The 23809-nt window shown below is 72.8% G+C and carries 21 protein-coding genes; 5 read left to right on the top strand and 16 right to left on the bottom strand.

The genetic code is table 11. The features are described 5' to 3' along the window. Positions 1-630 precede the first annotated feature (630 nt). The gene (locus CUT44_RS19245; protein ID WP_100203136.1) at positions 631-1857 is read right to left on the bottom strand and encodes a 3-deoxy-7-phosphoheptulonate synthase; all 1227 of its coding nucleotides are present in this window, start codon (positions 1855-1857) and stop codon (positions 631-633) included. 355 nt (positions 1858-2212) lie between these two features. Beyond that, on the bottom strand, positions 2213-3811 hold the full coding sequence (locus CUT44_RS19250) for an FAD-dependent monooxygenase (RefSeq protein WP_233221497.1): 1599 nt from the start codon (positions 3809-3811) through the stop codon (positions 2213-2215). Between the two features lie 367 nt (positions 3812-4178). On the opposite strand from CUT44_RS19250, the gene CUT44_RS19255 reads away from it, so the two are divergent. After that, positions 4179-4919 (top strand): DUF6081 family protein, encoded by a 741-nt coding sequence (locus CUT44_RS19255; RefSeq protein ID WP_100203414.1) that lies wholly within the window; start codon positions 4179-4181, stop codon positions 4917-4919. Here CUT44_RS19255 and CUT44_RS19260 read toward each other — a convergent pair. The 9 genes from CUT44_RS19260 to CUT44_RS19300 all read right to left on the bottom strand — a co-directional run bounded on the left by CUT44_RS19260 (position 4912) and on the right by CUT44_RS19300 (position 13717). Next, complete coding sequence (locus CUT44_RS19260) at positions 4912-5613, bottom strand: SDR family NAD(P)-dependent oxidoreductase (RefSeq protein ID WP_100203138.1); 702 nt, start codon at positions 5611-5613, stop codon at positions 4912-4914. The two genes, CUT44_RS19255 and CUT44_RS19260, sit on opposite strands and share 8 nt — an antisense overlap. A gap of 75 nt (positions 5614-5688) precedes the next feature. Continuing rightward, positions 5689-6327 carry an isochorismatase family protein gene (locus tag CUT44_RS19265; RefSeq protein WP_100203139.1) on the bottom strand — a complete coding sequence of 213 codons (639 nt, stop codon included), beginning with the start codon at positions 6325-6327 and terminating at the stop codon, positions 5689-5691. A 30-nt stretch (positions 6328-6357) separates the two neighbouring features. Further along, a complete protein-coding gene (locus CUT44_RS19270) occupies positions 6358-7143 on the bottom strand; it encodes a 2,3-dihydro-2,3-dihydroxybenzoate dehydrogenase (protein WP_100203140.1) in 786 nt (261 codons plus the stop codon). Positions 7144-7145: 2 nt separating this feature from the next. Continuing rightward, positions 7146-8333, bottom strand: a complete 1188-nt coding sequence (locus CUT44_RS19275) for an FAD-dependent monooxygenase (RefSeq protein ID WP_100203415.1) — start codon at positions 8331-8333, stop codon at positions 7146-7148. 10 nt (positions 8334-8343) lie between these two features. Then, positions 8344-9660 carry a phenylacetate--CoA ligase family protein gene (locus CUT44_RS19280; protein WP_100203141.1) on the bottom strand — a complete coding sequence of 439 codons (1317 nt, stop codon included), beginning with the start codon at positions 9658-9660 and terminating at the stop codon, positions 8344-8346. Beyond that, the gene (locus tag CUT44_RS19285; RefSeq protein WP_100203142.1) at positions 9657-10427 is read right to left on the bottom strand and encodes an amidohydrolase family protein; all 771 of its coding nucleotides are present in this window, start codon (positions 10425-10427) and stop codon (positions 9657-9659) included. Before CUT44_RS19285 ends, CUT44_RS19280 begins: the two co-directional genes overlap by 4 nt. 26 nt (positions 10428-10453) lie before the next feature. Further along, on the bottom strand, positions 10454-11557 hold the full coding sequence (locus tag CUT44_RS19290; protein WP_100203143.1) for a 3-dehydroquinate synthase II: 1104 nt from the start codon (positions 11555-11557) through the stop codon (positions 10454-10456). A gap of 30 nt (positions 11558-11587) precedes the next feature. After that, complete coding sequence (locus CUT44_RS19295) at positions 11588-12412, bottom strand: 2-amino-3,7-dideoxy-D-threo-hept-6-ulosonate synthase (RefSeq protein WP_100203144.1); 825 nt, start codon at positions 12410-12412, stop codon at positions 11588-11590. 15 nt (positions 12413-12427) lie between these two features. Then, positions 12428-13717, bottom strand: coding sequence for an aspartate kinase (locus CUT44_RS19300; RefSeq protein ID WP_233221498.1), 1290 nt, complete (start codon positions 13715-13717; stop codon positions 12428-12430). A 219-nt stretch (positions 13718-13936) separates the two neighbouring features. Here CUT44_RS19300 and CUT44_RS19305 point away from each other — a divergent pair, with 219 nt between their 5' ends. Both CUT44_RS19305 and CUT44_RS19310 read left to right on the top strand, forming a co-directional pair. Continuing rightward, complete coding sequence (locus CUT44_RS19305) at positions 13937-15943, top strand: anthranilate synthase family protein (RefSeq protein ID WP_100203145.1); 2007 nt, start codon at positions 13937-13939, stop codon at positions 15941-15943. Beyond that, entirely contained in the window at positions 15940-16338 is a 399-nt protein-coding gene (locus tag CUT44_RS19310) for a DoxX family protein (RefSeq protein WP_100203146.1), read from the top strand. The genes CUT44_RS19305 and CUT44_RS19310 overlap by 4 nt, the downstream gene beginning before the upstream one ends. Positions 16339-16538: 200 nt before the next feature. On the opposite strand, the gene CUT44_RS19315 is transcribed toward CUT44_RS19310, so the two are convergent. Then, positions 16539-18521, bottom strand: a complete 1983-nt coding sequence (locus CUT44_RS19315; RefSeq protein ID WP_100203147.1) for a multicopper oxidase family protein — start codon at positions 18519-18521, stop codon at positions 16539-16541. Further along, complete coding sequence (locus CUT44_RS19320) at positions 18518-18994, bottom strand: DUF6220 domain-containing protein (protein ID WP_100203148.1); 477 nt, start codon at positions 18992-18994, stop codon at positions 18518-18520. The genes CUT44_RS19315 and CUT44_RS19320 overlap by 4 nt, the downstream gene beginning before the upstream one ends. Before the next feature lie 289 nt (positions 18995-19283). Between CUT44_RS19320 and CUT44_RS19325 the strand changes: the two genes are divergently transcribed. Continuing rightward, a complete protein-coding gene (locus CUT44_RS19325; RefSeq protein WP_100203149.1) occupies positions 19284-19976 on the top strand; it encodes a response regulator transcription factor in 693 nt (230 codons plus the stop codon). Between the two features lie 193 nt (positions 19977-20169). On the opposite strand, the gene CUT44_RS19330 is transcribed toward CUT44_RS19325, so the two are convergent. Further along, positions 20170-21888 (bottom strand): solute symporter family protein, encoded by a 1719-nt coding sequence (locus CUT44_RS19330; RefSeq protein ID WP_100203150.1) that lies wholly within the window; start codon positions 21886-21888, stop codon positions 20170-20172. Beyond that, on the bottom strand, positions 21885-22220 hold the full coding sequence (locus tag CUT44_RS19335) for a DUF485 domain-containing protein (RefSeq protein ID WP_100203151.1): 336 nt from the start codon (positions 22218-22220) through the stop codon (positions 21885-21887). The genes CUT44_RS19330 and CUT44_RS19335 overlap by 4 nt, the downstream gene beginning before the upstream one ends. A gap of 465 nt (positions 22221-22685) precedes the next feature. Here CUT44_RS19335 and CUT44_RS19340 point away from each other — a divergent pair, with 465 nt between their 5' ends. Continuing rightward, the gene (locus CUT44_RS19340; RefSeq protein ID WP_233221499.1) at positions 22686-23135 is read left to right on the top strand and encodes a VOC family protein; all 450 of its coding nucleotides are present in this window, start codon (positions 22686-22688) and stop codon (positions 23133-23135) included. A gap of 144 nt (positions 23136-23279) precedes the next feature. Here the strand turns inward: CUT44_RS19340 and CUT44_RS19345 are convergent, their stop codons facing one another. Continuing rightward, positions 23280-23687, bottom strand: a complete 408-nt coding sequence (locus CUT44_RS19345; RefSeq protein ID WP_100203153.1) for a DUF6223 family protein — start codon at positions 23685-23687, stop codon at positions 23280-23282. Positions 23688-23809: the final 122 nt, after the last annotated feature.

Here is a 23809-nt window from a genome sequence, read left to right on the forward strand (position 1 = left end):
GAACGGTTCTCCGGAATTCTTTTTCACGGGCCGATATGTCCGGTAATTCTCTTCCGGAATTCCAGGGCAGACAAGGGCCACGCATTCAGGTCGAGGTCAGGGAATGCTATTTCCGCGTGCCGCGCCGAACGGATCGCCGGGAAATGTCAGAGGACCGTCAACTCCGGGGCAAGTCGTGTTCAGAACGCCCTGGGCGGATATGCGGCGGACGGAGAATCCGCTCCGCGTGTCGGTGCACGGGCGACGCCGCCCTGCCGCGGCCCGGACGGTTCGCGGGGGCCCCGCGCACCGCCGGGCGCACCACCCGGCGGGCACGGCCGCGTACGAGGATGCCGGGGCGGCCCGGTGGCGGGCGCGGTCCCCCCGGGGACAGCGCTGGACGGCGCTCCGGAGGCCGGTCCGGCCTCGGACACCACGAGGCGGGGACCCCCTCCGGGGTCCCCGCCCGCGCCGGACAGCGGGTGCCGGCCGTGGGCCGGGCTTCGCGTCCGGCCCGTGTGCGTACGCCTGTGGCCCCGCGGCGCCGTCCCTCCGGGCGTCCGCGGCCCGTTCGGCCCGGCCCGTGCGGGTGGTGGCCGGCGCGGCGGCCACCCGGGATCCGGTGGGCCTGCGGCGGGCGGCCGGGCCGGGTCAGGCGCGGCTCGTCCTCGTTCCCCTGGCCCATGCCTCAATGAGCTCGGTGGCCTGGTCGGCGTTGAGTCTCGGATCGCACAGCGTGGTGTAGTGCCGCTGCAGTCCTTCCTCGTTCTCCACCGGCCCGCCGATGCACTCCGTCACGTCGTCGGCCGCGACCTCTATGTGGAGTCCGGCGGCGTGCTGCCGCAGCCCCTCGAGGATGTCGCGGAAGTGCAGCGCCTCGGCGATCACGTCGGTGAGATGGCGTGTCTTGAGGCCCAGGCCGGACTTCACCGTGTTGCCGTGCATGGGGTCGCCCAGCCACACCACCGGGTGTCCCGCGTTCGCCACCGCGCGGACGATGGGCGGCAGGGCCTGCTGGATCCGGTGGTGGCCCATCCTCGGTATCAGGACGAGGCGGCCGGGCTCGCGTCGCGGATCGAGCGCCTCGCACACGCGCAGGACGTCGTCGGCGCTCGCGGTCGGCCCGATCTTGCATCCCACCGGATTGACCACGGCGGAGAGCATGGCGACATGTGCCTGGCCCGGCTGACGGGTCCGCTCCCCCACCCACGGCAGGTGGGTCGACCCCAGGTACGGCTCGTCCGTGTCCGGGTCGCGGCGGACCAGCCGGGACTCGTAGTCGACGACCAGGGCCTCGTGGCTCGACCACGGCCCGTCCGCGGTCGGCCGCCGCCCGCCTCCCCGGCGGTGCGCCCGCATCGCCCGCTGCACGACGGTGCTGGCCTCGTAGGCCCACACCATGCGCCGCGGGTCGGGCTGCCGCGTCCGCGGCCCGGCGAGCTCGGAATTGATCATGTGCCCCCGGAACGAGGGAATCACCAGTGCGCCGTGGTTCTCGGTCGGCTGCGACCTGGGTTTGGCGAACTGTCCTCCCATGCGGCCGACGCGTATGACGCGCCGGCCGGCGAGCTCGCTGAGCCGGTTCCCCAGCCGGTCGATGACCTGAAGCTTCTGGGCCGTGTGGCGGGGCGTGCACTCGTAGAGGCTCTCCGCGCAGTCGCCCAGCTGGAGCAGGAGCGCGTCGGTCGCCAGCAGGTCCGCCAGCGACCACCGCAACTGCCGGATCTCCGCGGCCGGCACCAGGGGCGGAGCCGACTCCAGCGTCCGGCACGCCTCGTGGTGGACGGCGTGGTCCTGCCACTCCGGCTGCTGTGCCGCCGGCCTGCCCTCCCACGGCCTGCGGTGGGTGATGTCCGCCGTAATGCCTGGTGGCTGCATGTGTGCTCCCGTCGAGGATCAGCACCGCCCGGTGGAGGAGTACGGATAGCGTGTCCCAGCGGCCGCCGCCCGCACATCACGTCTTCGCGCTGCGTGTGCGCCCCTTTCCCCGGCGTCCGTACCGTGCGGCGGGGCCGGGTGGGGCGTGGTGACGGGGCGTGGTGACGGGGCGTGGTGACGGGGCGTGGTGACGGGGCGTGGTGACGGGGCGTGGTGACGGGGCGTGGTGACGGGGCGTGGTGAGCCGCCGCCGTCCGGAGACCTGGGGCGCCCGGATGCCGGTGGGCGCGTTCGCGTCACCATGGCGGCGAGCGGTGCGCGGCGCGAACGCGGGAGCCGGCGCCGGCCGGACGCCTCACCCGGCACCCCGTATCCGCCGGACCACGGCGGCCGGGTCCGGGGGCGGCCTGTTCCCGCGCCAGGCCACGTGGTGGTCGGGGCGGAGAAGCACGAGGTCCCGCTCCCATGTCTCCCGGGCGCCCCTGTCGGTGACCACGGCATGGCCGACCGGGAGCCCCTGGGCGGCCGCCGCTTCGAGGAGCGGTTCCGCGCGGCCGTCGCCGACGAAGTCGACCAGGGTGAAGGACGGCGCGAAGCGGTCGAGGACCGGCGTGCGGTCGTCGAGGAGAAGGCCGGGCGGGCGGCCTCCGGGCCAGGTCGTCGGCGTGTACTCCCGGGGGACCCACCGGGGTTCGGGGGCGTCCTCGTGGCAGATGACGGGCGAGTCGCGGTAGCGGTAGCCGAGCTCGATCCCCCGGTACTCGTTCTCGCCCCGCTCGGCGTCGAGGTGGGAGGCCACGGCGGCCGCCGGAGCGCCTTCGCGCAGGAGCGCCCCCGCCTTCAGGTGCACGCCGAGGTGCCGGTGCGAGGTGTGCATGTTGCGCAGGCCCACCGGGTGGCGTTCGGCCTGGTAGCTGTCCAGCAGAGCCGGGCCGCCGAAGCCCTTGGCCAGCGCGGCGGTCTTCCAGGCCGCGTCGATCGCGTCGCCGATGCCGGTGTTCATCCCGTAGGCACCGGTCGGGAACATGCGGTGGGCGGAGTCGCCGGCGAGGAGGACCCGTCCGGCGCGGTAACTTTCCGCGATCATGAAGCCGGGTCGCCAGCGCGAGGTCAGCAGCACCTTGTCGATCTTCAGCTCGGTCCGCACCGTGTCCAGCACGAAGGCCGCCGGATCGGCAGGCGGTGTGTCGAACTCGGTCGGCTCCAGGCCGTTGACATGGACGGTCCAGGTGTCCACCTCGTCCTGGGCGATGATGACGTACCGGAAGGCGAAGTAGTGCCAGAACCGGCCGTGCCGGTGCAGGGTGGCCAGGTCCCGGCTCTTGAAGTGCACCATGAAGGCGCCGGGCAGCCCTGGAACCTCGAAGCCCTCCTCGCCGATGCCCGTGACCTCGCGGACCCGGCTCGACGCGCCGTCGCACCCGATCACGTACCGGGATCGCAGCACGACCTCCTCGTCGGTCATCACGTCGACCAGACGGCTGGTCACCCCCTCGTCGTCCTGGGTGAGCGTGTCGAACCGCAGACCGCGGCGCAGCTCGACCAGCGGGTTGCGCCGGCAGTGCGCGCGCAGCACCGGCTCCAGCTCGATCTGGGAGATGCGCTGGCCGGGCTCGGCCGGCTGGGTGCCGTCGTTCTGCTCCGCGATGCGCCGCCACTCCTCGGCCACCGAGGGAAGTCTCCAGGTGGTGATCGGCTCACCGGCGAGGCCGGTCGACCAGATCACGTCGGCCCGGTGCTCGGGGGCGACGCCGGCGGAGCGGATGTCGTCGGCGATGCCGAGCTGGCGGAAGAACTCCATGCTGCGGCAGTTGACGTAGTCCAGTTTGGGATGGACGGAAGTCTCGGTGCCCTGGTCGACGAGGACGCAGGGAACCCCCTGGCGGGCGAGCGCCAGAGCGGCGACCATCCCGACTGGGCCCGCGCCCACGACCAGTACCGGTACCGGATCCACGATTGCCCTCCAAAGAGCGGTGGGGTGGTCCGGCCGCCCCACACGGTCCGCAGTCGGTCAGTGTGCTTCGCCGGGTGCCCTGCTCCTCCGGCTGTTTCCGCCCGCGCTCACGCTCACCGCGGGCGGGCCCTTCCGCGCGGGGTCACCGACCCCGCCGAGTCCGGCGCGTGTGGCGTCCCTCCGTGCGGACGCTGTGCCGGCGACGCCGTGATGTGACGGTCAGTACGGCAGTCTCGGACCGGTGCCCCCGCACGGGCATGACCCATTCACGGGATTTCCGGCGGCCGGCGGGGACATGGCGTGCGCCCCGGCCGAACGGCGTGAACGTGTGATGGCCGGGGACGGCGGCGGGGCCGATGGTGGCGGCATGACGTCGTTGCTTCAGACCGATGCGTGGACGTACGACGATTTCACGAGCGCGGAGCTCGACCCCGCCCACTGGACGATCATGTCGATCACGGGGGCCGACGGCCGGCGGCACCAGTACCGGGACCGCAACGCCCGGGTGCGCACGGGAGACGGGCGGCTGGAGCTGACCGTCGACCCGTTCACCCGCTTCCACGACACCGACCCGCGGCAGAACAACGCCAAGCAGATGTACCGGTCGGTGCGGCGCTTCGCCGTGCCGCCGGAGGGCCGGCTGACGTTCGAGGTCGCGATGGGGGTGCGGACCCGCGGCCAGATCCCCTACGACCTGCTCGACGCCTACGGCACCGTGAACGTCTTCGACCTGGAGACCGGTGTCGTGCTCAACGCCGCCGCGACGAACGACACCGTGTACGCGGTGGTCGAGCGGCTGGCGCTGCCGGGTGTGACCCAGCCTCACGAGCACTACGTCCACCGGGTGGTGCTGGACGTGCCGACGGAGCCGGGGCAGGAGCACCGGTACGCCGTCGGCTACCGGGCCGACACGTCGGAGGCGGAGTTCCACGTCGACGGCCGGCTCGCCTACTGGACACGGCTTCCGGTGGCGGTGGCGGGCTTCAACGCCGGTATGGCCCTGTTCTCGGCCCGCGATCTCTCGCGCTACACGCGCGCGGAGCGGGAGCACGGACAGGGCGCGACCGGCTGGTGGGGACCGTGGCGCGTCACGACCGGCGTCAGATGAGCACCTCCCCTCCGTCGATGTTCAGGTTGACGCCGTTGATCGCACGGTTCTCCAGCAGGAACCTGATCGCGTGGGCGCAGTCCTCCATCGTCACCGGTCGCCTGGTGAGCGCGCGTGCCCCGGCCCCCTCCCGTGCGGCGGGCTTGTCGCTCCAGAACGGCGTGTCCGAGACGATGCTCGGGTGCAGGGCGCTGACCCGGACCGGCGAGAGCTCCACCGCCAGCGTCCGCACCAGCGCACCGATGCCGCCGTTGGCGGTCGTCACGGACGTGGAGCCGGGGTAGGGCCGGTGGCTGGCCAGGCCGCCGAGCAGGACGACCGCGCTGTCGTCGGTCATCCGCGGGGCGAGGGCGTGCAGCACCGCCGTGTAGCCGACGAGCTTCACCGTCAGCAGCCGGACCGCGTCGGCCGGCCGGTACTCGCGCACCGTGTTGTGGTCCCGGTCGAGCGCCGCGAGCACCAGCTGGTCGACGCGCCGCACGTCGGCCAGCGCGGCCCCGATCCGCTCCGGGTCGGCCAGCTCCAGGGCGAGCCCGCGGGTCCGCCCGCCGATCTCATCGGCGACGTTCTTGGTCCGCTCCTCCGAGCGGCCGGTGATGACCACGTCGTCGCCCCGTTCGGCGCACGACCGGGCGAAGTGCCGCCCGATCCCCGATGTTCCGCCGATGACGACGACATGAGTGCGTTCGGACATGGATGTGTACCTCCGTGGATAGCTGAGCGGATGGGTGGGTGGGTGGTGGCTGGGCGGAGGACGCGGCGGTCCGGCTCAGGCGCCCAGCCCGGCCAGCGCGTCGGCCGCGGTCAGCGGCACCGCGCAGCGGTCCGCGGCGTAGCGGAGCGCCATGAGGTGGTCGTCCAGTGAGAGGTCGGCCAGGGCGTCCGCCACGAGGAACGGCTGGATGTCACGGCTGAAGGCGTCGCAGGCGGTGATGAGGCAGCCCATGTGCGCGTAGACACCGCAGACGACGAGCTGGTCCCGGCCGGACCGCCGCAGCCGCTCCTCCAGACCGCTCCGGAAGAACGCGCTGTAGCGCCACTTGGTCAGCACCGTGTCGCCCTGCTCGGGGGCGATCTCGTCGGCGATGCCGCGGTCGGCCTCCTCGGTCCCCATGCCGGGACCCCAGAAGTCGTGCAGCAGCCCGCGGTCCTTCCGGCTCATCCCGCCCGGCTGCGCCGTGTACACCACCGGTACCCGGGCCGTGCGCGCCGCCGCGAGCAGCTTGGCGACGTTGCCGACGAGTTCGGTCAGCGGCGACTGCCCGGCCGGGAACGGGCGCAGGAAGTACCGCTGCATGTCGTGCACCAGTACGACGGCGCGGTCCGGCGCCGGGCGCCAGGGCACCGCGGCGGTGGGCAGATCGCTCCGGCCGGGCATGCGGTACGGCGCGATCGGGGTCATGGCCATGGTTCGCCTCCTGAAGTCCGTCCGGCAGCGTCACACGTGCAGTGCGGCGCCACCGTCCACGTAGAGGTCGTGCATCGTCACGTGACCGGCCTGGTCGGACACGAGGTACGCGACGGCCTCGGCCACGTCCTGCGGCCGGGCCAGCTTCCGCAGCGGGATGCCGACGCGGTACGCGGCCGGCGAGCCCTCGACCACCTGCCTCGTATCGGCGCCCTCGCCGAGCATCGAGCGCAGCATGGGCGTGTCCGTCGAACCGGGCGAGACGATGTTGCACCGGATGCCGTAGTCGGCGAGCTCCAGCCCCAGGCACCGGGTGAACTGGGCCGACGCCGCCTTGGACGCGGCGTACGCGGACATCTCCGTACGCGGCACGCCGGCGGCGTTGGACGCCACGGTCACGATCGCTCCGCGGCGCCGGGGGATCATCCGCCGGGCCACCGCGCGGGACACGTGGAACACCCCGCCGGCGTTGACCGAGAAGACCTCGTCCCACTGCCGGTCCGACAGCTCGACCACCCGGCCGGTGTGCAGCACGCCGGCCGCGTTGACGAGGATGCCGATGGGGCCCAGCTCGTCCTCGACGCGCCCGGCGAGCGCGTCCACCGGCTCGCTGTCGCACACGTCCGCGGGGTAGCCGCGGACGTGGAAGCCCTCGGCCCCGAACTTGGTCACGACGGTGGCGAGCGCCTCGAAGTCGCGGTCCACCGCCGCGACATGCGCCCCCGCGCCCGCCAGGGTCTCCACCACGGCGGCACCGATACCCCGCGCCGCACCGGTGACCAGGGCGACCGTGGATTCGATTCCGGTCAGTTCCATCATCAACTCCTGCTGGTCGTGGTGGCCTGCTCGGGGTCGTACCCGAACAGCCACTCGTGCCGTTCCAGGCCCGACGAGGCCTGTACGGAGGCGTCGCGACGGCGTTGTGCGTCTCCGTCCGCCAGGTGGAAGACCGCCGCGTTGGCGCGGGACCGCTGCTGGATCCGCGTGGTGCGGGGCAGCCGGATCCGCTCGTAGCGGCGCAGGGCCGCGCCGAGGTCGTCCGGGCCCGCGTCGGCCAGGCAGGCCGCGAGCACGACGGCGTCCTCGATCGCCTGGTTGGCGCCCTGCGCCTGGAAGGGCAGCATCGGATGCGCGGCGTCCCCGATGACGGCCACCCGTCCGGCGCTCAGCCGGTCCAGGCTCTCGCGGTCGTGCAGTGCCCACCGGCTGACCGTGTCCGCCGCGCCGATCAGCCGGGTGACGTCCGGGTGCCAGGCCGCGTACGCGGCCGCGAGCTCGGTGCCGTCGCCCCGCGCCGTCCAGGACTCCTCCCGCCAGTCGGAGGCGGAGACGGTCGCGCCGAAGCTCACCTGCCGGCCGGAGGAGACCGGATAGCACACGCAGTGCCGGTCCGGCCCGAGCCACAGCCGCACCCGGGGATCCTCGGCGAGGAGGGGCACCCGGTGCGCCGGGACCAGCCCCCGGTAGATCGTCTGCCCGGAGTACCGCGGCCGGTCGGCCGCGATCTGCTCGCGGACCACCGAGCGGATGCCGTCCGCCCCCACGACCAGTTCCGCCGTCACCGTCGTGCCGCCGGACAGGTGCAGCCGCGCCTCGTCGGCGCTCTGCGTCACCGCCGTGAGGCGGGCGCCGAGGTGCACCCGGTCAGGCGGGACGAGGGAGAGCAGGACCCCGTGCAGATGGGCGCGGTGCACGGTGTAGTACGGCGCCCCGAAGCGGCGGCGGCACAGGTCGCCCAGCTCCGTGCGCTGCAGCAGTCTGCCGTCGTCCCAGCGGCGCATCTCGATCGCCCGCGGCGCCACCGCGACGGCCTGCAGGCGCTCGTGCAGCCCCAGCCGGTGCAGCAGCCGGGTGGCGTTGGGCGTCACCTGCACGCCCGCCCCCACCTCGGTCAGCCGCTCCGCCTGCTCGTAGAGGTGGCAGTCGATGCCGGCCCGGCGAAGGGCGACGGCGAGAGTGAGGCCGGCGATTCCGGCCCCGGCCACGGCCACCCGCATCTGCGGCATGCTGTCCACCTCAGTAGTAGAGGAGCGCTTTGCCCCAGTCCTCGTCGGGCCCGAACAGGCTGCGCGGTTTGACCACATCGGGCATGGCCGTCAGCGCGTCGCGGGGGATCAGCGTGCCCGGGGGCAGTCCGGCGGCCTCGCAGTCCACGCCGAAGGCGGACCGCACCGATGCCGTCAGCTCCGCCAGGGCGGCGGTCCGGTGCTCCTCGGCCACCTCGATCTCGACGCGCAGGACCGCCGCTTCCGCCCGCGCCCGCCAGAACAGCACCCCGTAGGGCTCCGGGAGGGAGAAGACGAGCTCCTCCAGCCGGTGCTGGGTGATCGTCGCGCCGCCGACCCGGTAGCCGAACGCCGCCCTGCCGAGCACCCGGACCGTGGGCAGGTTCCAGCCGCAGTCGCAGTCGTCGTAGGAGACCGCCACGTTGTCCTCGAGGTTGTAGCGCAGCAGGGGCATCGCCTCCCGGAACAGCGGCGTGACCACGAGCTGCCCCTCGCCCTCCGCGCCGACCCTGCCGGTCTGCGGGTCGTACACCTCGAACAGCGCCCGGTCGGCCCACAGGTGCATCCGGCCGTGCGGGCACTCACCGGCGAGGCTGCCGGTCTCCGTGGAGCCGTACTCCTCGATCACCGGCACCCCCCACAGCCCGCTGATGCGGCGGCGGCGGGCGGAGGTGAGCGGCTCGCCGCCGACGAACAGCGCGCGCAGCGCGGGGAAGTCGGCGTCCGGCCGGTGTCCGGCCGCGGTCGCCGCGGCGGCCCAGATGAGGCACTCGGTCGGCACCGACCAGGTGAGCGTGACCCCCAGGTCGTGCATGGTCCGGACCACACGGGCGTACGGCATGGCCAGCGACCGGTTGTCGCCCGGCACCACCGTGGCCCCGCACAGCCGGCCGGCGGCGTGCGCGAGGTGTCCCGTCAACAGCAGCGCGTAGGGGGTGCGCACCAGGAAGACGTCCTCGCCCGACATCCCGATCCACTTGCGGGCGAAGCGCTCGGCCAGGTCGGTCCAGTCCTCGGCCGTGTAGTACGAGGGCGTGGGCCGGCCGGCGGTCCCGCTCGACTCGTGGTAGGTGGCCAGCCGCTCCTTCGGGACGGCGAGCATCCCGAAGGGGTAGTTGTCCCGCAGGTCCTGCTTCGTCGTCAGCGGCAGGCTCGCGAGATCCGCGGCGGCGGCGGGCAGGGCCGCCGCGTCCAGCCGCCGGCGGTAGAACGGCGAGCGGGCCGCCCAGCCGACGGTCTGCGGCAGCTGTTTCTCCTGGATGCGCTGCAGCTCCTCCGGCCCGTGCCACTGGCCGAGTCGAGGCAGGTTCGAGCGTGGGTCGTTCACCGCTTCTCCTCCCTTAGCAGTCGGTGCGCGTTGTCCCAGGCGATCTGCCGCCACTGCCCGGGCGGCAGCGACAGCACCCGGAACTTGGCCAGCTCCACGGCCGGGTGCTGGAGCGGGTACTCGGAGCCGAACACCAGCCGCCCGGCGCCGAGGCGGCTCACCGCCGCCTCGGCCACGCAGGTGTAGCCGCCCGAGGTCTCCAGCAGGATGTTGGGCTCGTCCCGGATCAGGGTGAGCGCGTGGAAGTCGATGTTGCCGATGCCGCTGTGCCCGAGCACGAAGCTCACCCGCGGAAACCGGCGGGCCAGGGTGACCAGGTCGGCCACTCCCGCGCCGTGCCGGGCCAGGCAGACCACGTACACCGGGTGGCCGTACTCCGCCGCCACACCGACGAGCCCGGCCACGCGGGGATCGGTCAGGCCGACGCCGTGCACCGCGGGTGAGATCTCCAGCCCGCGGAACTCGGCGGCCCTGGCCCGGTACGCCTCGGGCGAGCGGTGCGGATTGGCGAAGAAGAACGGCACCAGGCGCCCGTCGGTGCCCGCGCAGGCGTCCAGCACCGCGTCGTTGTCGGCGTCGGTCCCGACGTGCCCGCCCTCGACGAGCTGGCGGGAGAGCCGGTCCAGATCGATGGTGCCGCCCGCGCACACCACCGCCCGCGTCAGCCCGCACTCGTCCAGCGTCGCCAGCAGCCGCTCCGCGGCCCCGGGCCGGGGAGCCAGACGTACGTGGAAGTCCAGCACGGGCTGTGCGTCCGCCGCGGTCACCGCTCGCTCCCTCTCGCGGCCGTCGCTCACTTCTCGATGCAGAACTCGTTGATCGGGTAGCCGACATGCCGCTGCTCGACCGGCAGGCAGCCGAGCAGCTTCGTGCCCTCCGTCAGCTCGGTGACGTTCAGCACCGTGCCGCCCGGCCCGAGTACCCGCACGTGCCAGTCGTCCTGGACGATGAGGTTGACCTTCACGCCCGAGGGCGCGACCGCGTCGATCGCGAGCAGCGGCCGCGTCTCGATCTTGACCCGGCCCACAGTGACGACCCGCGACCTGCCCTGCGAGTCGACGGCCAGCACGCGGCCGCCGGAGACGAGCTCGCTGAGGTAGTTGGTGCGCCCGTCGGCCGACAGGGTGTACGAGTGCAGCGCGCCGGCGTTGACCCGGAACGGCCGGGTCGGCATGTACGGGAGCGGATGGGTCTCGCTGCAGCACAGGATCATGCCGGTGGAGTGGGAGCCGACGAGGATGCCCTCGTCGAGCCGGAAGTTCGTGCAGGTGTCGACGCAGGCCCGCTCCCCCATCCCCACCCGGCGGATTCCGGTGACCTCCAGCTCCACCAGCTCCACGTCCGCGCCCTTGCCGACCGCGGCGGCCCTCAGCTCGGTGGCCTCCCCCACGGTGCGCGGGGCGAGCATCACGCCGTCGGAGCCGTGCTCGAGGACACCGAAGACGATCTCCGCCTCCTCGACGTCGGCCACCTGCGTGATGATGCTGCCGTCCGCTCCGGCCGCGGCGGCCAGCACGATCTCCAGCGGGATCTTGGTGGGGTCGCGGAAGTACAGCAGGCTCCACCGGTCGTGGCGCGCGGCGCGGCAGGCGTCCTCGAGGCTGTCGGCGTCCGTGATCTCCACGAACCGGCCGAACTCCACGTCGGGGTGCTGCCGGGCCAGTTCGGCGGGCTCCCCGTGCCTGGCCGGCTCGACGATGACGAGGTCGGCGGGCGTCAGCTTCTCAGGCAGCGGCCGGTCCTGCGGGAACAGGACCTTCCGCACCGTCGGGGGCAGCGTCTCCAGATCGGCCGGATCGGCCGCCACGACGGCGTCCACCCGCTGGTGGACGGCCTCCTCGACTATGGCCTCCTTGGCCCCGTTGACGTTGCGGATGTCCAGCCAGCACAGCTTCACAGGTGTCTCCTCAGCGGAAGGTCGGGAGTGTCAGGACGTGAGGGCGAGCCGTTCGTCGACGCCGTCCCGGCCCGGGACGTGCGTCTTCTCGTGCACCAGCCGCGCGATCGTGGCCGCCATCCAGCCGGGCTGGTCGGCCTGGAAGACGTTGCGTCCCACGGCGACGCCGGCCGCGCCGCCGCGCAGCGCGTCGGACACCTGGGCCAGCACCGTGTCGGTGTCGCCCGAGCGCGGGCCGCCGGCCACGATGACCGGGATCGGGCAGCTCCGGACCACGTCGGCCATGTGCTCGGGCGTTCCCGCGTAGTCGGTCTTGACGATGTCCGCGCCGAGGTCCGTGGCGAGCGTGGCGGCGTGCGCCACCAGCTCCGGCGCCCGGGAGTCGGTGATCTGCGGACCGCGGGCGTACACCATGGCCAGCAGCGGGACGTTCCAGCGGTCGCACTCCCCGGCCACGGCCGCCAGATCGGCGATCTGCCGGGCCTCCTGGGGCGACCCCAGGTTGACGTGCACGCTGACCGCGTCGGCGCCCAGCCGCAGCGCCTCGTCCACATGGGCGACCAGGTACTTCGCGTTCGGATCGGGAGCGTGCCTCGTGCTCACGCTCAGATGCACGATGAGTGACATGTCGCGGAACCAGCCGTGGTCGACGTGGCGGAGGCTGCCCTTGTGCAGCACCACGGCGTCGACACCGGTGCCGGTGAGCTCACCGAGCAGGGAGTCCAGGTCGCCACGGCGCAGCGGCCCGTCCGTGACGGAGTGGTCGAGCGGTACGACGAGCAGCCGCCCGTCGCCATGGCGGAAGAGGCGCCGCAAGCGCAGATTCCGGGCGAACGGCGCGTTGTGTACAGCCACTGTTCCCTGCCTCTCTCAAGCGGTCGCGGAACGGCCGGAGGTCGTCGCGGGCGCGATGTCCGCCGGCTCGGGCTGGTCGAGGTGGAACTCGCGGTGCAGGGCCTCGACGGCGTCGACGACGCGTTCCCGCGGCACGACCACGGAGATCCGCATCTGGGAGGTGGCGATCCAGCTCGTGGGGATCCCGGCACCGGCCAGGGCCGACATCAGCCTGGCGGTGTACTCGGGACGGCTGAGCAGGCCCATGCCGGCCACCGACACCTTGCCGACGTTCTCGTCGAAGTGCACACCCCCGCCGAAGGCGGCCATCAGCTTGTGCAGTCCGGCCCGCACGGACACGGCCTGGCTGCGGCGGATCGTGAACCCCATGCGGAACTCGTTCTCGTAGGGTCCGGACCTGGCCACCAGGTCCACCACCGTCCCCTGGGCGGCCAGCACCTCGAACACGGCCGGAGCCAGGTCCCGGTGGACGTCCCGGCAGTGCACCAGCACACGGGCGACGTCGGTGTCGTGGGTCACCGCCACGACGGCCCGCCTGGTCTCCAGCGGCCCGGCGTCCTGCCGGTCGGCGACGGTCGTTCCCGGCTCCTGCGTCGACGCGTTGCGGACGTGCACTTCGACCCCTTCCATGGCGGCCAGTTCGATGCAACGGGTGTGCAGCACCCTCGCGCCCGCGAACGCCATCTCCGCCATCACGCCGGGCGGGACCCATGGCAGGCGGCGAGCCGCCGGCAGGATGCGGGGATCGGCGCTGAAGACGCCGTCCACATCGGTGTAGATCTCGCACACCGACGCGCGCAGCCGCGCCGCCAGCGCCACCGCGGTCGTGTCGGAACCGCCGCGGCCGAGCGTGGCGATGTCCCCGGTACGGGACACCCCCTGGAATCCCGTGATCACGGCGACCTTGCCGCCGTCCAGGGCCGACCGCAGCCGGGCGGCCCCGATCGTCGTGATGAGCGCGTCGCCGTGCCGGTCGGTGGTCCGGATTCCGGCCTGGTGCCCGGTCAGCGAGATCGCCGGCACCCCCATCCCGTTCAGGGCGAGGGCCGTCAGCGCCGCCGACTCGGACTCGCCCACGGCCAGCAGCTGATCCAGCTCCCGGGACGGTTCGGCGGCACCGACGTCGGCCGCCAGCCGTAGCAGGTCATCGGTCCTGCCGCCGCGCGCCGAGACGACCACGGCCACCGCCGTTCCGCGCCGCCGCGCCGCCGAGACGCGCAGGGCGGCGCGGCGGACGCAGTCGAGCGTCCGCAGGGAAGTACCGCCGAATTTCTGGACCAGCACATCCACGGTCGATTTCACCACCCTCGTAGAACGTCGCGCCGGATCGGCACCGCACCGACAGTAGGCGGGCCGTCGCGCCGGAGCCCACTACTCGCCCGAGTAGTGGCGCCGCATTCAGCAGTTCACGCCATACCGCCGGGCGCAGCCGGAATCACGCGATGGCGGCTTCACGTCATGTCCGGCGCCTTTCGCCACCGCAATATCCAGAAAGGTGCTCTGACTCACGCGAAGGGGAGCAATATGCACGGGACGGATTCCAGTACGGCCAACTCCCCGGACGCTCCGGCCGACCCCCGCGACGCGCTGGCCGGCCTCGGTGCGGACGGGCGCGCCTTCGCCCTGCTCTACCGGCCCGGCTCGGTGCCGGACGCGCGCGTGGAGGTCCTCACCGGCGAGGTCGGCGAGGTGGGCGGCCTCGCCGAGCTGCCCCTGCCCGGCCGGTCGGCAAAGGACGCGCGGCACGACCTGCTCGTGGCGGTTCCGTACCGGCAGATCACCGAGCGGGGTTTCACCTGCCGCGACGATCACGCGCCCCTGCTCGCCATGCGGATCGCCCGGCAGACCGCGCTCAGCCGCGACCGGGCGCTGGCCTGCCTGCCCGAGCAGGACGTACACGTGTCCGAGGCCGGCTTCGACATCAGCGACGAGGAGTACGCGGCGACCGTCGGACGGGTGCTGAGCGAAGAGATCGGACAGGGCGCCGGCTCCAACTTCGTCATCAGGCGCTCCTTCACCGCACGGCTGGAGGACTGCTCGGTACGCACGGAACTCGCCGTCTTCCGGCGGCTGCTGACCGGTGAGCTCGGGTCGCACTGGACGTTCCTGTTCCACACCGGCGCGGGGACGTTCATCGGAGCGTCGCCGGAGCGGCACGTCGGCATGGCCGACGGCACCGTCTCCATGAACCCCGTCAGCGGGACCTATCGTCATCCCCCGGCCGGCCCCGACGTGTCCGGACTGCTGGAGTTCCTGAACGACCCGAAAGAGTCCAATGAGCTCTATATGGTCGTGGACGAGGAGCTGAAGATGATGGCGCGTATGTGCACCACCGGCGGCCGGGTGCACGGTCCCTTTCTCAAGAAAATGGCGCGCCTGACCCACTCCGAATACGTCCTGACCGGCCACAGCGAACTCGATGTGCGCAACGTGCTGCGGGAGACCCTGCTCGCGCCGACCGTCACCGGCAGTCCCGTCGAGAACGCTTTCCGGGTCATCGCCCGCCACGAGACCACTGGCCGCGGCCACTACGGCGGTGTCCTCGCCCTCATCGGCCGCGATGCGGCGGGCAGCCGTACCCTCGACTCGGCGATCATGATCCGGACCGCCGAGATCGGTGACGACGGCCGCCTCCGCATGGGCGTCGGCGCCACCCTGGTCCGCGACTCCGACCCCGACTCCGAGGTGGCCGAGACCCGGGCCAAGGCCGCCGGCGTGCTCGAAGCGCTCGGCCTCGCACCGCCCGGCAGCCGCGCCGGCGGCCGGCCCGCCCCCGTGGGAGCGCCCGTGTCACCGGCCGCCGACCCCCGGGTGCACCGGGCGCTGCGGAGCCGCAACGCCACGCTGTCGCGGTTCTGGCTCGCCGGTGCGCACCGCGGCGGACCGGACCCGGCGCTGGACGGGCGGCGCGTGCTGATCGTCGACAACGAGGACGCCTTCATGGGGATGCTCGGCCACCAGCTGCGCGCCCTCGGCCTGAGGACCACGATCACGCGCTTCGACCGTCCGCTGCCGCCGGAAGGGTACGACCTCGTCGTCGTCGGCCCCGGCCCGGGCGATCCGCGTGACGCCGCCCCCCGGATGCGCACGCTCCGCGCGCTCACCCGCGACCTGCTCGCCGGCTCCGTCCCGTTCCTGTCCATCTGCCTGGGCCACCAGATACTCGCCCTGGAGCTCGGCTTCGACCTCGTCCGGCGCGCGGTGCCCAACCAGGGCCTCCAGAAGCGGATCAGCCTGTTCGGCCGGCCCGAACTCGTGGGCTTCTACAACACCTACGCCGCCCGCTCGGAGCACGACTTCGTCCCGGGTACGGGGCAGCACAAGCCCGTCGAGGTCAGCCGGAACCCCGACACCGGCGAGGTGCACGCCCTGCGCGGCGCGGGGTTCCGGTCCGTGCAGTTCCACCTCGAGTCCATCCTCACCCAGCACGGCCCGCGCATCCTCCGCGACCTGCTCGTCTCGCTGCTCAGCGACGCGGGGGACACCGGCGTGGCGCGCGTCGTCGCCCGGCACCACGGCGGGGCACAGTGAGCGGGCCCGCGACGCCGCCGGACGAGAGGCCGCGCCGAGCCGCGAACGCCGCCCTGCTGGTGATCCAGGTGCTCCTGGTGCCGTTCTATCTGGCCGCCGGTTCCGCGAAGCTCGCCGGCGCGGAGAAGATGATCGAGTTCTTCGACCAGATCGGGGCCGGCCACTGGCTCAGGTACCTCACCGGCACCGTCGAGGTCATCGGCGCCCTCGGCCTGCTCGTGCCGCGTCTGACGGGTCTCGCCGCGCTCGGGCTGACGGGCCTGATGACCGGCGCGGTGATCACGAACCTCATCACCGGCACGCCCTCGCTCCTGGCGTTCGCCCTCCTCCCGCTCGTCGCCGTGCTCGCGTGGGGGCGGCGGGACCGCACCACTGCGCTGCTCCGCTCGCGGTGACGCCACCGGCGGCACCGTGCCCATGGGCCCGCCCGCCGCGCGCCGGCGGGGCGGTCCGGCTCCGCGGCGGGCGGGCCGGGTTCTCCCACGCGCGGATGCGGGGGCGGACCCGCACGGCCGGCCAGGGCGGCGGTGCGGTGGTCCGGCCGGCGGTGGACGCCCTGACCGCGCGTACGTGCCGCGCGACCGCGCGCCGCCCCCTACCCGTGGGCGGCGTGCCCGTCTCCGAAGTGCGTGGTGACCCCGTCGTAGGAGACGAGCAGCATCATCCCCTGCTCGGCGTGGGGCAGGTCGTGGCAGTGGTTCATCCAGATCCCGGGGTTGGCGGCCTTGAAGGCCACCTCCCAGACCTCCCCCGCCCGCACCTCGAACGTGTCCATCCACAGTGGGCCGCCGGATGAACGCGTCCCGTCCCTGGACAGGACCAGCACGGGATGGCCGTGCAGGTGCCAGGGGTGGGACTCCAGGCTCCGGTTGACGACCGTGAACCGGACGATGTCGCCCTCGGCGACCAGCAGGTCCGGGACCGACGGGTGCCCCCGCCCGTTGACCGCCTGCGCGTAGGCCGGCCGCCCGTCGACCATTGCGACGGCACGGTCCAGGACGAGGGTGAAGTGCCGGTCGGCGGCGTCCGGGTCGAACGGGGGGCGCGCGGGCGTTCCGTACCGCAGGAGGTCGAGCTCCGGCCATTGCGAGGTGTCCTCGATCCGCGGCCCGCGTTCGGCGCCGTCGTCCGGGCGCAGCCACACCCCGGTGTCGCGGTCGTTGTCGATCACCAGCGCGACGTCCGCGTCCGGCATGACGAACACCAGGTCGTAGCGCCCGCCGGCGGGCAGCCGCAGGCTCACGTCACGAACCTGCTCGGGGTGGTGGAGACCGCGGCCGTCGACGGCCGCGACCCGGAACGAGGTCCCGGCCAGCGCGAGCCGGTGCGCGCCCGAATCGGTGTTGACCAGCCGCAGCCGTACCTCCGTACCGGGTGCCGCGGTCCGTACGGTGCGCCCGTCCTGGTCACCCACGACCACGGTGCCGTCGAAGGTGTGCACGGGCAGCGTGGCGTCCACCTGCTGCCGGCCGGAGCCCTCGTCCGGCCGCCGCCCTTCCCGCGGTGCGACCACGAGCGTCCCGTACAGGCCCTTGCGCACGCCGGGGTCCGACGCCTCGTGGGTGTGGTACCAGTAGGTGCCCACTTGGTCGGCGCGGAACCGGTAGACGAACTCCTCGCCGGGTGCCACCGGCCGCTGTGTCACGCCCGGCACACCGTCCTCACCGCACGGCACGTCGTAGCCGTGCCAGTGCAGTGTGACCCCGTCCTCGATGTCGCTGTTGCGCAGGGTCACCTCGATCACGTCGCCCTCGGTGGCGGTGATCTCCGGGCCCGGCACCCGGCCGTTGTACGTCCACGCGTCGATCTCGCGTCCGGACGCCAGCCGTACGGCGGCCGTCTTCGCGGTGAGCACGTGCCGGCGCGTGGTACCGCCGGAAGACGGACTCCCGGAGCCGCGCAGCTCGGCCACCGAGCGTGCCGGACGGGAGCCGGAGGAGCGTGCCGCGCCGCCCCCGGTCACCTCGGAGCCGACGGGTTCGAACAGTAGGCCGACGCCCGTGCCCCCAGCACCCACGACAGCGGCTCCGGCGGCGGTGCCGACGAATCGCCGGCGGGTGGGAGCGGAACGGCGGCCCGGCTCTCCGCGCCCCTCTTCGTCGTCTGCCTCCCGCGCCGCGACACGGGCGGTCAGCAGGGCGCCGGCCGACACGAGCGAGACCGTTGTCAGCGCGGTCGACCAGGTGAGGGGGTGTCCGGCGAGGAAGGTCACCACGAGGCCGGCCACCGCCGCGTAAGCGGCGGTGAACAGCGAGACGACGCAGTTCACCGGCAGGCGTCCGCCGGCCGCCTCACCCGCCGTCCGCAGCCGGGGTCCCGCGATGAGCACCGCGGCCGCCCCGGCGACGCCGAGCAGCGGAAGACCCAGCAGCACCTTCTCCGTCACGAACCACCGGCCCCGGCCGGCCAGGACCGACACGGTGGCGATCCGGGTGAGCGTGACCAGGGCGGCCGCGATGAGCAGTCCGAACCCGAGCCGGTGTCGCCGGACGGCCGCCGCGATGCCGGCCCCGAACCACGACACGACGCTCAGCAGGGCGACGGCATGGTCCAGGAGAATCAGCCGGGCCGTGGTCATGACGCCGGCTGGGCGGATCCCGAGGCGGGCTTGGAGGTCCGGGCACTGTCATCGGCGGCCCGCGCGGTGGGTGCCGGGGAGTTCGGCAGTTCCCGCGCCCGGCGGAGGATCCGGCCGGCCACGCCCATCATGACCAGCCCGTTGACCGCGTGCAGACCGAAGACGATCTGACCCGCGGTCGTGGTGCCCCCCGTGTCGCCGAACGCCCCGGCGACGGTCGCGATCACGGGCTGGGCGATCCCCAGCCCGGTGAACAGACCGGCCATGCCGACGAGCCGGCCGGGCATCCGGGCCAGCGCGGTGACCAGCGTCGTCAGGAGCGCGAGGAGGACGGTCAGGAAGCCCAGCGTCCGGTGCGGCCGGAAGGCCTCGTCGTTGGGGGCGGTGTCGAACGCTCCGCTGCCGGCCAGGAAGAACTGCACTACGACCATGAGCATGAGCACTGCCGCCAGTCCGGCGATGGTTCTACGCATCGGAGAACGCCCCTCGGGTTGGTGTGGTCACGGACGTGTTCGTCCCGTCGGCGGATTCACGGAAGCGATCGTCGCGCCGACGGCCCGGGACGTCCTCCGACGGCGGACGGCTGTGCGTACGCAGGTCTGCGTACGCGATCGGCACCCGGTCGCGCTCTTCGCCGTAGGTGATCACGGGCGGACGTGCATTCGGCGCCGTCCGCGCCGGCAGTATGATCCCGGACATGCAACGCAGAGCCGCGCCGCCGGCAAGCATGCGATCCCCGGCACCGACCGGAACGGCGCGCCCATGAGCGCGGCAGCCGCGTACCCGTCCGGCAACGCTCCGATCAAAGTCCTGCTCGCCGATGACGAGCGCCTTGTGCGATCCGGGTTCAAGGTACTGATCGACGTCGAGGACGACATCGAGGTGGTGGGAGAGGCCACCGACGGTGTCGAGGCCGTCGAGCGGGCCCGTGCGACCCGCCCCGACGTCGTGCTCATGGACATCCGGATGCCGAAGCTCGACGGGATCCAGGCGACCGGCCAGATCGTCAGGACGCGCGGGCTCCAGCATGTCCGGGTCCTGATCCTCACCACCTACGAGACCGACGCGTACGTCTTCGAGGCGCTGCAGGCCGGCGCCAGCGGTTTCATGCTCAAGGACGCGGGGCCGGCCGAACTCCTCCACGCCATCCGGGTCGTCGCCGCCGGGGACGCGCTACTCGCCCCGCGGATCACCCGGCGCCTGATCGCCCAGTTCACCGCGCACCGGGTCGCCAGGCAGACCGGCGAGGACCGGCTGGCGGTCCTGACCCAGCGCGAACGGGAAGTGCTGGCTCTGGTGGGACAGGGCCTGAGCAACGAGGAGATCGGCGCCGAGCTGTGCCTGAGTCCGGCCACCGCGCGCACCCACGTCAGCCACGCGATGGTGAAACTGGGGGCGCGGGACCGCGCGCAACTGGTCGTCATCGCCTACCAGACAGGGCTCGTCAGCCCCTGAGCCGCGGTCCCGCGCCGGTTCGGCGGCGGCGTACGTGTGGAGTCCGGCGGCGGGCCGCCGGACTCCACACGTACGCCAGGGGACCGCGGCACCTCGCCGGCACCTCGCCGGACGCGCCGGCGGGACGAGGTGCCCTGGGCCCGGCCGGGGTGTCACCGTCCGGCCGCGCGGGGGACCGCCCGGCCGGTACCGCTTACAGGGCAGCCCCGGATGTCTGGCTCTTCCGGTCGCGGTGCCCGTCGTCGGCGCCACCGGTGGCGAGCGGGTCCTTGCGAGCGGGGAAGGTGATGCCCGTGAAGGCGCGGACCTGCAGCTCGGCGAAGCCCGCGTCGTTGCGCTCGCCGCTGCTGACCGTTCCGATGTAGCCGAGCAGGAAGGCGATCGGCGTCGAGAGCAGTCCGGGCTCGATGTCGAAGAGCTTGAAGTCGAGGTCGGGGAACATGGCGGTGGTGGGATCGCCCGACACCCCGTTGGAGAACACGACCATGACCAGGGTCACGGCCATCCCCCCGTAGACCGTCCACTTCAGTCCCCGGGTGTTGAAGCGCCGCCAGTACAGCGAGTAGAGGATCGCCGGCAGAACCGTGGCGGCTCCCAGGTCGACCGCGGTCGGGATGAAGAGGTGGGTGAACAGGGGCACCATCGCCCCGCCCACGACGATGGAGAGGGCTCCGATGACCATCACATTGCGCCGTATCTCCTTCAGTTCGGCGGCCGGCTCCGGCTGTCGGTCACGCGCCGCGTTGATGTCCTTGGTGAAGGACGTCACCCCGTTGATCAGCAGACCCGCGAAGATTCCGGCGACCGAGATCAGGGCGAGCCCGCCGAATACGCCGGACGCCCACGGACCGCCGAGGTCGTCCACGAGCTTGGGCAGGGTGATGTCGCGGTGTTCGGACCTCATGCCGAAGTTGTTCGCGCCGAGTATCGCGACGGCGCCGAGGCCGATGACGGCCATGCACTGGTAGAAACCGACGGCGGCTATCGACGCCCAGCCGGCCGCGTTCCGCGCGTTCCGCGCGCTGGTCGCCGCGTAGAAGCGCATGAAGACCCATGGCATCCCCATGCCGCCGACGGCGATGCAGAAGAGCTTCGACAGGTGGACCCACGGGTCCTGGTCCGACAGCGGGGTGGAGTCCTCGCCGAACTGGCGGCCGGGGCCCAGGAGATCGAACCCGCGGTCGTCCGGCTTCGCATTGGCCTGGGCGTCGTTGAGCAGGTCGAGGATGTTCAGCTTGTACTTGATCAGTATCGCCGCGGTCAGCAGCACCACGGCGCCGGCCATCAGAATCGTCTTGAGCGCGAGCAGCCGGGTGACTCCGAGCATCCCGCCCGTGTACACCCACGCGATGGTGACCACGCCGACGATGACGACCACGAGACCGCCGAAGGCCAGGTTCGGCTCACTGCTGGTGTCGAACATCCGGACGGCGACCTGACCGATCGCGGCCAGCATGGAGACCATGAACATGGTGTAGATCGTCAGCGTGATCACTGCCGACGCGATCCGTGCGGGGCGCCGGCGGGCGCGCAACACGAACAGGTCGCCCATCGTGTGCCCGCCCACGTTCCGCATCGGTGAGGCGTAGATCAGCAGACCGAGCACTGAGCCGACCGTGAAGGCCGTCATCATCAGAATGGCGTCGTAGCCGTTCAGCGCGATGTGCCCGACGATGATGATCACGGTCGAGTACATGATGAACGCGCCGAGGTGCGCCAGGGTGTTCTGACCGGTCGGGACCTTCCGGTCCGCGAGGAGGAAGCCGTCCGGGGTGTGTGTGCTGTCGCGCGCCGATCTCACGACGGCGAACACCACGACTGCGAGAAAGACGGCGACCGCGGTGGCGATCGCGGGTTCCGCCCAGGTGTTGTCGATCGGCGGCATGTGGGGGGCGGCGAGGATCCCGGTCATCGGAGCTCTCCTTCCAGATCCGCCCGGACCCGCTCAGTGAGGGGATCCAGCCGGGTGCGGGCGAATCGCAGGTATGCCGAGGAGACCACCACCACCAGGTTGAGCGACAGGAACACGAACAGCAGGCCCACGTTCATGGGGCCGATGAGCTTCTCCCGGAAGAAGTCCGGCGCGAAGGCGGCGAGCAGGATGACGAGGAACCACCACCCGTAGAAAACGCCGCCCGTCCAGGCGGTGAAGGTGTTCGACTGCCGCCGCAGGGCCCTGAACCGAGGGCTCTCATGCAGCGCGACATAGCGGTCGCCTTCCGCGGTCGGATCGATCGTGCCCATAACACCTCCGCTGTCGAGGACGCCGGGGTGACGACGTCGTCATGTGTGCGGTACAGCACTCTCGGGCCATCCCGCCCGCGCGGACATGGCCCATTCACGGGATACCGGCGTGCCGCGGCGAAATGGCGTGCCGTCCCGATCGGGCAGCGGTGGAGGGGCCGGCGCTCCGCCACCGGGGGCGGCCGGACGCGGTACTGCCCGCCGGGGAGCGGACACAGGAAGTACCGCCGCGCGCCGCGCGCCGGCACGACGGCCCGGTCCGCACGCGGCCGCCGGGGCACGTGGCGTCAGGGTCGCCGGACTCACCGGGGCAGGACGCCGCAGCCCGTGGCGGTCGTGCACCGTGGTGTGTCCGGCCCGGCCGGACACCGGCACATGTGCGGAGGTCCGGCCCTCCACCGCCCGCGCGGGGGCGCGCCGGGGCGGAAGCGGCCTATGCTCGGGCCGTCAACTTCCGCGCGGCCGATGGCGTTCCCGTCCTCCCCGCGCTCCACCGACCGCCGCCACGAGGAGGCCCGCATGGCCGGGAACGAGAGCGGGGGCGCCCTGGCGAGCGTCCGCTACATCGTCGACGACGTCCAGGCCGCGATCGACTTCTACACCACTCATCTCGGCTTCACCGTGCTCACCGCGTTTCCGCCCGCATTCGCCGATGTCGTACGAGGGCCGCTGCGGCTGCTGCTCTCCGGCCCGTCCAGCTCGGGGGCGCGCGCCACGCCCGCGGACCTCGCCGTCGGCGGGCGCAACCGCATCCACCTCGTCGTCGACGACCTCGAAGCCGAGCAGGAACGGTTGCGGCACGCCGGCGTGGTGCTCCGCAGCGACATCGTCTCGGGGCCCGGCGGACGCCAACTGCTGCTGGCCGACCCCGCGGGCAACCTCGTCGAGCTGTTCACTCCGGCGGACCGCCGCTGAGCCCCGGGCGGGACACCCCGCCGCGACAGGGACGATCACGCCGCCCGGCCGCCACGCACGTGGCGGCCGGGCGGCTCAAGTGGGCAACGCGGTGTTCCGGGTGGGCGGAGGCGGTGGTGCGGGACCTCCCCGCCACGGGCCCGGTCAGGCGGTGCGGCGCGAGCGGGCCAGCGCCACGCCGCCGACGACGGCGCCGACCAGTCCGAGCGCCACGGCGACGATGGCCCCGCCCTGCCCGTTGCCGCTGCCGACGTCCGCGTCGGAGCCGGCCAGTGCCACGCCGCCGACGACGGCGCCGACCAGTCCGAGCGCCACGGCGGCGAAGGCCTTGCCCGGTCCCTTCCCGCTGCCGGCGCGACCGGCGGAGCGCAGCGCCAGCACGCCGACGACCACACCGGCCAGCGCCAGCAGCAGGGCCACCACGGACACTCCCCGGCCGGAGCCGCTGTCGTCCTGGGCGATCGGGACCTGGGCGGCTGCCGCCGGTGCGGCGAGTGCCAGCACTCCGAGCAGGGCTGCCGGTACAGCGGTGAGGAAGCGACGGACGGACATCGGGGTTCCTTTCGAGTGCCTGACGGGGGATCCGGGACAGCACGGGTGCGGCGGTGGCGGCGCAGCGGCAGGTCCGGCGTCGTCCCTGCCGCTGCGCCGCGGTACGGTCCGCGCGCCCGGGT

It is taken from the genome of Streptomyces carminius (genome assembly GCF_002794255.1).
GTDB lineage: Bacteria > Actinomycetota > Actinomycetes > Streptomycetales > Streptomycetaceae > Streptomyces > Streptomyces carminius.